Below are 1,669 nucleotides of genomic sequence, written 5' to 3'. Positions count from 1 at the left end.
GTACAAGCCATGAATGGCGTGTCACCGGGTTAAACAACAAAAGCGGCTACTTTCAATTGCAGATAGTTGCCCAGGGCATGACCACGTTTAACGTAACAGCCAACAAGTTGCTGTCGACCAAACTGGACGATGAGGCTGATGTCAAGATTGACGATGTTCCAGTCTCCGCTCCGGGCAACTTTATTTTTTATCGGGATAAGCCGCAAACCGTTACGCTCATCCCAAAACTAGGCAGCCCCTTGGCTGGTCTGCCGGTCAAGTTGACTTGTGTGGTCAGAGTCGGTCTTGATCCTGCCAATGTGGAGAGTGACCCGAAGTTTAACGAGGAACGAACCACGTATAGCTGGGCAGTGACCGGGAATACCAAAAGCGGCACCTTCCAGCTATCGCTGGCAGGCAAGGACATGACCACGCCGATAACCTTACCGATCAGTAGGTTGCTTTCCAGTAATCTGGCTGATGAGGCAACTGTCTTGCTGGATGGCGTTCCGATGCCGCAACATGGGGCAAACTTCATCGGGGGAAAAGTTTCAACCCTTACGTTAAAATTAAACCCGGACGGATTGCTGATTGGCGTTCCTTTGGCGATCAAATTGGTGCACCTAATAGATGTTGAAGAAAGAGAGTTTGCCTGCGTGCCAACAAACTTTGGACAGCATACCACTACGCACATATGGAAACTCACTGGCCCAGTGACGAAGACTGCAACTTTTTCGTTAAAGTTGTTTAGTAAAAATGAAGGCGGGGTGCTAGTAACGCCGAGGAACCGTTTAGGTAATGAAAGTTTTAGATTTCAATTGTCGGGTGCGTACTTGCCGCTGCCACCGGATGTATTCCGTTTTCAAGTTAACGAGAGGTTTGATGTTGGTGTCGAGTTGAAAGATGCGCGCGGGACCCCGATTGTTGGAAAGACGGTGCGGTTCGGTGCACCGGACCACGAGGGGCGCGCTGTCGCGACAGATTCTCAAGGCAGGGCATCCACGCCCTACACCTTCATAACCCCTGGTCTGCGTCAAATATTAGCGAACGTAATCCTTGAAGGTAGAACCGTAGAATTGCATTTAAGGGTGAATTTTATTTGAAAGGGGAGACCGGAGATGCATCTGTTCAACGGCGTCTCCATCGCGCAATGCAAAGCGTCCTGATAGTTGTACAAGCTGGACAGCTTGCAATTGTCAACTGATGGACAATCATGATGCGCAAGTGTCTTGGGGGAGCGGTCGCTGGAAACAAAAAAGGCAGTTTTGGACTGCCTTTTCTGCACAATCCGCGAAGCGGATCAGGACAGGAAACCACCCTCCACATTCAACGAAACCTCCGTCGTATTACGGGAAGCATCACTCGCCAAATACTGCGCCGCCCCCTCGGATCGGCCACGCGCTTGAGCGGGGTCTGCTGCAGTGCCGTATTTCATTTCGCCGATGTGGCAGGCGATGGCTTCAACGATGCGCCGAGTCGAGCACGGACTTCACTCCGTACGTGACTTTGATACGCAAACTTAGACATTTTATCGCAATTTGTTCTAGAGGACCTGTCATTTACGACAGTTTTCAGTTTGTCGATTTTTCCCGATAGTTAGCGGACTGTTTTTAATGCCCATTACTGAGAAGGGACGCGTCGCGATGACCACCAAATTAGACGCCACAGCCGCTGTATCAAACCCTTGGGA

General features: G+C 50.5%; 2 pseudogenes. One reads left to right on the top strand and one right to left on the bottom strand.

Annotated features, from left to right (window positions below):
• Window positions 1-1,082 (top strand): annotated as a pseudogene (locus PMI26_RS0130050) (hypothetical protein); the annotation flags it as partial.
• A gap of 197 nt (window positions 1,083-1,279) precedes the next feature.
• Here the strand turns inward: PMI26_RS0130050 and PMI26_RS32105 are convergent.
• Window positions 1,280-1,410 (bottom strand): annotated as a pseudogene (locus PMI26_RS32105) (short-chain dehydrogenase); the annotation flags it as partial.
• Window positions 1,411-1,669 lie beyond the last annotated feature (259 nt).

It is taken from the genome of Pseudomonas sp. GM33, from assembly GCF_000282295.1.
GTDB classification, from domain to species: domain Bacteria; phylum Pseudomonadota; class Gammaproteobacteria; order Pseudomonadales; family Pseudomonadaceae; genus Aquipseudomonas; species Aquipseudomonas laurylsulfatiphila.
This window is presented reverse-complemented; position numbering and strand designations above follow the sequence as displayed.